At 53.6% G+C, this 4,938-nt stretch carries 5 protein-coding genes; 2 read left to right on the forward strand and 3 right to left on the reverse strand.

Annotated elements, in window-relative coordinates; genetic code table 11:
• The first annotated feature begins 62 nt into the window (after positions 1-62).
• Positions 63-299 carry an aldo/keto reductase gene (locus RMSM_RS26805; protein WP_008704220.1) on the forward strand — a complete coding sequence of 79 codons (237 nt, stop codon included), beginning with the start codon at positions 63-65 and terminating at the stop codon, positions 297-299.
• A 189-nt stretch (positions 300-488) separates the two neighbouring features.
• Positions 489-791, forward strand: a complete 303-nt coding sequence (locus RMSM_RS26810) for an MTH1187 family thiamine-binding protein (protein WP_040769533.1) — start codon at positions 489-491, stop codon at positions 789-791.
• Positions 792-1,238: 447 nt separating this feature from the next.
• On the opposite strand, the gene RMSM_RS26820 is transcribed toward RMSM_RS26810, so the two are convergent.
• The 3 genes from RMSM_RS26820 to RMSM_RS26835 form a co-directional block, all read right to left on the reverse strand.
• The gene (locus RMSM_RS26820; RefSeq protein ID WP_008704223.1) at positions 1,239-1,589 is read right to left on the reverse strand and encodes a hypothetical protein; all 351 of its coding nucleotides are present in this window, start codon (positions 1,587-1,589) and stop codon (positions 1,239-1,241) included.
• A gap of 155 nt (positions 1,590-1,744) precedes the next feature.
• Positions 1,745-2,203 (reverse strand): YgaP-like transmembrane domain, encoded by a 459-nt coding sequence (locus RMSM_RS26825; protein WP_008704224.1) that lies wholly within the window; start codon positions 2,201-2,203, stop codon positions 1,745-1,747.
• Between the two features lie 545 nt (positions 2,204-2,748).
• A partial coding sequence (locus RMSM_RS26835) for a PAS domain S-box protein (RefSeq protein WP_144057988.1) occupies positions 2,749-4,938 on the reverse strand: 2,190 nt, incomplete at its 5' end.

Raw genomic sequence — 4,938 nt, forward strand, 5'->3', positions numbered from 1 at the left:
AGTCTCCCCGACTTCGTTGACAACAGCGTCTCGACAACTATTCGAGCGAGATCCCTCCGGCGATGAAGCAGAAGTTCACCGCAATCAATTCAATTGCGAAAAGACATGGCATCGATATCAAAACCGCTTCATTGCAATTTGCCGAAGCACCGTCGATGGTTTCGGCAATTATTCCGGGTGCCCGCACCGCTCAACAGGTGAAAGAGAATATCGCCTCGATGAAAGTTCAAATCCCCGCGGATTTCTGGAGCGAGCTGAAAGCCAAGAACCTGATTGCTCAGGAAGCTCCCACGGGTTAACTCTCCACCGATGAGGAAGACTGCTAATCGAGGATGTTTCCATTACGGTTCGTGGGGCTTACGCCCGACGCTACATCCTGCAGGTGCTTTGTGGCTACTTTGAAATTGCTACTGCCAATCTTACGGTAAACGTTTAAACTTGTTTTTCAAACGTTTATCTGAACTGACTATATGAAAGGCGATGCTGAGATGAAAGTCATTGTAGATCTGTGTGTCGTGCCGATCGGTGTTGGAGTGTCGGTCAGCAAGTACGTGGCGGAGTGCCAAAAGGTATTGCAAGAAGCGGGACTGTCGCACCAGCTTCACGCCTATGGAACGAATATCGAAGGCGACTGGGACGACGTATTCGCCGCGATCAAACGCTGCCACGAACGTGTTCACGCGATCGGCGCACCACGAATTACCACGACGATCAAAGTCGGCACCCGCACCGACCGCGACCAATCGATGCAAGACAAAATCGACAGCGTCAACGAACTTCGATCGTCTTAAGTCACCACCGCGGGTGCTAGCAACTCGACTCGCCCTTTCACGCCATCGATCAAGCGCCATACCGCAGGCCGGCAAAAAGATGGAGGGCAAAAAGATGTCAGGAAGCAGAACCATCGTGCGATAGCCCATTTTCCTGCCCTTTCATTTTCCTGCCAAATTCAGTAGCCAACGCCGCCTTCGGCAAAACAACGACGCCGCTCACTCGACTCGCTTTTTCACGACATCGACGAAGCGTCGTACCGCAGACCGGCAAAAAGATGGAGGACAAAAAGATGTCAGGAAGCAAGACCATCGTCCAGTGTCCCATTTTTTTGCCCCTCATGTTTTTGCCTTATTTAGCAGCCAGGGCTGACACCGATTCGGTGACGTCGCGGTTCACTCGGCTCGCGGTTCCGCCGTGTCCAATTTGCCATCTCGACTTGAAACACTACGGTTTCTAATGCAGCGTCAGGCAGCTAACGACTCGAGTTCGCTGAGCGACTCGACCGCGATTTCCAGTATTCGCTCGACGTCTGACGCCATGTCGTCGGACGAGCAACGCATCAGTACATCGAGTGACAAGCTGGCAGAATGCAGTCGATTTCGAATTGCATGCCTATGTTTGGATGCGTCTTCGGTCGGCGAAGTATTGGATGCACGGGGTGCCCACCGGTTGGCGTCAAATTCATCCTGAAACAACGCTTCGGGCATCGTGACATCAACCAAAGTCGTTTGTAGGTCGATGCGATCGACACGAATCACAACGCCCAGTTTGTCGAAGCGGATGATTTCTGAGCAGCTTGAGGTCAGCGCAACCATTTGAATGTCTCCTTACACAGTCGGCAGATGAGGATTTAAACCATCCCGTTGGCTTTTCCTGTTGCAGGCACGTTGTTGCAATCGGCGTGCCGATCGTGAGGGGACGGATGAAACGCTTCGCTGTCCGCCGGGCACACCGCTTGCCGTGCCGTCACCTATTGGGCGGCGGCGTTGGCTGCCGCCTGCGGGTCAGCATAGATGCCATCTCGCGAAATAATACGCTCAAAGTCGCCTCGCAATGCTTTCAAAGCGTAGCGTTCCTCGTTAATCTCAGCCGACGTCCGAAAACCCATTCGGCGCAAAACAGGGAGCGGTGGACACCATCCCTGCAACGCGTGCTGAAACAGAAAACCGGCGACTGCGCCCGACAGAATTAGCCAGCGACGATCGGTCGTCGCGGCCAATACGACACCGGCAAACGCGAAAGCCGCCGCATTGCATTCCAGCGTCCGTTCAACATCCCACTCCTGATCGAGTTCACGCAATCGTTCGGTCACTTCGTGCGGAGAACAGGTTGAGTAGTGAGCAATTCGCTCGCGAGTTTGCGCAGCGATCTGCTCGTTGATCTCATCGTTAGTATGCTCGGCGACGCGTTGGTTTGTTGCTGGTAACATGATCGGCTCCTGCAAGGCTAAGCTGTCAGAGCGAAAAAATTTCGTTCCGTTGGGTTTTGCTTGATTGGGTACATCTCAAATTCGGAATGTCCGCCGCTCCGGTCGCTTGACATCGTGACTCGAGACATTGCGACTCGAGACACTGCGAACGAAACAATCCTTTGTATGCTCTAAGCAGGTAGGCAAGAATCATTGAGTGAAATCCCGTTGGCCGATTGGCCGTTTGCCCCGGTTGAATATCGAAACCGTGGCTAGCGGCTTGTTGATTCGTGAGCCGCTCGCGGTTGAGCGGCCGGGTTGCACGCATTACCCGGTGCCTTACGGCCCACGGCTCACGGCCCACGGCTCACTAATACAAACCCTACCGATGCAAAATTAGTGCCGTGGAATTGCGACGAGGAAAGAATTCGACGGTCCGTCAATCCATCACCCGCGAATTCTGCCGGTGCGAGCCCAATGCCATCTACTTTGGCAACCACAGGGGGATGCTCAAGTAGTGGGATTCGCCAAAATTCCCGTCTTTGCTGCTGAAACACCAGGCGTATCTATTTCCCAGAACTCTGCGACGCATCCTTAGGTCGATCCGGGGCAAAGCCCGCAGAGCCAATTCTTAAATGCTGGCGGATTTTTTCCAGCATCACGGCTTTGTCGATCGGCTTGCTGAGGTAGTCGTTGCATCCCGCTGCGATACAGCGGTTCATGTCGCCTTGCATCGCGTCGGCGGTCAGTGCAATGATCGGCCCTTGGTAACCGAGTTGACGCAGACCTTGTGCGGTTTGATACCCATCGAGCCGTGGCATCTGCATGTCTAACAAAATCAGATGGTAACCTCGCTGCTCGTCGATCGATCGTTTAACCATGTCGATCGCCAATTGGCCGTCTTCGGCCTCACTGACGCTTGCCCCCGCTTTGGTGAGGAACGTCCTACTCAGGAAACGAATGTCGCGGCGGTCATCGACGATCAAAATCTCTGCGTTGATCGCGGCCGATTCCTCCGAAGCTCTCAAACAGATTTCGGTTGATTTGGATGATGCATCGTCTGGGAAAGCGGCTTCAGCCACCGAAACACTCACGGTGAACTTGCTTCCGCGACCAAGGGTGCTTTCCACCGTGATCTCGCCGCCTAACATTTGCGCCAAACGTTGGCTGATCGCGAGCCCCAATCCAGTGCCGCCAAACTCGCGATTGACATTCCCATCTCCTTGCGAGAATGGTTGAAACAGATTTCCAAGCTGTTTGTCACTAATGCCCACTCCCGTATCGACAATCTCGAAACGAAGTCGACTCGATACAAAGGAAACCAACAACGTGACGTCACCTTCGGGGGTGAACTTGATCGCGTTTCCGACCAGGTTGATCAGAATCTGTTTCAAGCGTTTTGCATCGGAACGAACCCACGTTGGCAGTGGCGTCTGGTACTCGACGGAAAGTCGGATACCACGCTCGCTTGCACGGACCGCCATGATGCTGCGTACGTCATCGATCAGCCGAGCAGGCGAAAACGTTTCTTGAGCAATCTCCAACTTTCCTGCTTCGATCTTAGACAGGTCCAAGATGTCGTTGATGATATCCAATAGAAAGTCACCATTGTGCCGGATGGTGCGAACCCAGTTCAACGTTTCATCATCGCGGATCTTGTCGGCGATCAAATCGGTGTAGCCCAAAATCGCGGTCATCGGCGTGCGAATTTCATGGCTCATGTTTGCCAAGAAAGCGCTTTTCGATTCGTTAGCTGCTTCGGCTTGTTCTCGCGCCTCGCGTAGCGATTCTTCAAACTCTCGCTGCTGGGTAATGTCAATCAAAGTTCCTATCAGTTGTGTCGCTCGGACCTTCTCGCCTTCGCCGGTATAGATCGGCCGAGCATGGATTCGCACCCATCGGATTTGACCGTCGGTTCGCAGCACACGGTGCTCGATTTGGTCGCTGACGCCTTCGGGCAGAGTTAGCAAGCGTTTGTAAAAACGAAGACAGATGCCGCGGTCTTCGGCATAGACCCAGTCTGGGATGTCATTGCCGAGAACATCTTGGTCAGCATCGTCCGGCAAACCGATCAGTCGTTTGAACTCATCGGAATACGCGAGCGTCCCAGCAACGAGATCCGCGTGCAGCATCCCAAAACCAGCGGCTTCGGCAGCGTTTCGCAACCGTTCTTCACTGATCGAGATCTTCATCACCGCCTCGTGACGGTCATGCGTGTCGATCACACTTCCGACATAGCCAGCGAAATTCCCATTCTTGTCAAAGCGAGCTTTTCCGGCATCGATGACCCAGCGATAGGTACCATCTTTCTGTCGCAATCGAAAATCAATCTCATAGTCGACACGCTGGTCCGCAGCCGTCAGAAAACTCTTCTTTGCCGCTTGCTGGTCATCGGGATGAACCGCGTTGGTCCACCCCAATCCATGCCCCTCTTCTTCTGTCTGGCCTGTGAAATCATACCAACTCTGCGAAAGAAACGTACAGTAATGGTTTTCATCGGTAACCCAAATCATCGCAGGTGCCGCATTCGTCATTTCGCGAAATCGCACCTCGCTCTCGCGGAGTTCCTCGTCCACCTTTTTCTGATGCGTGATGTCGCGGACCTCGATGACGGTCGATACCGGTACGCCTTGGCGGAAAATGGGGCTGGCTGCGCACATCACAGGAAACGCCGTACCGTCTTTACGAAAGAACAAATCTTCATGAGCTCGCACACTGAAGTCTTCTGGCAAAGCACGGTCGATCGGACATTCCGA

The sequence above is a fragment of the Rhodopirellula maiorica SM1 genome (assembly GCF_000346295.1).
Taxonomy (GTDB): domain Bacteria; phylum Planctomycetota; class Planctomycetia; order Pirellulales; family Pirellulaceae; genus Novipirellula; species Novipirellula maiorica.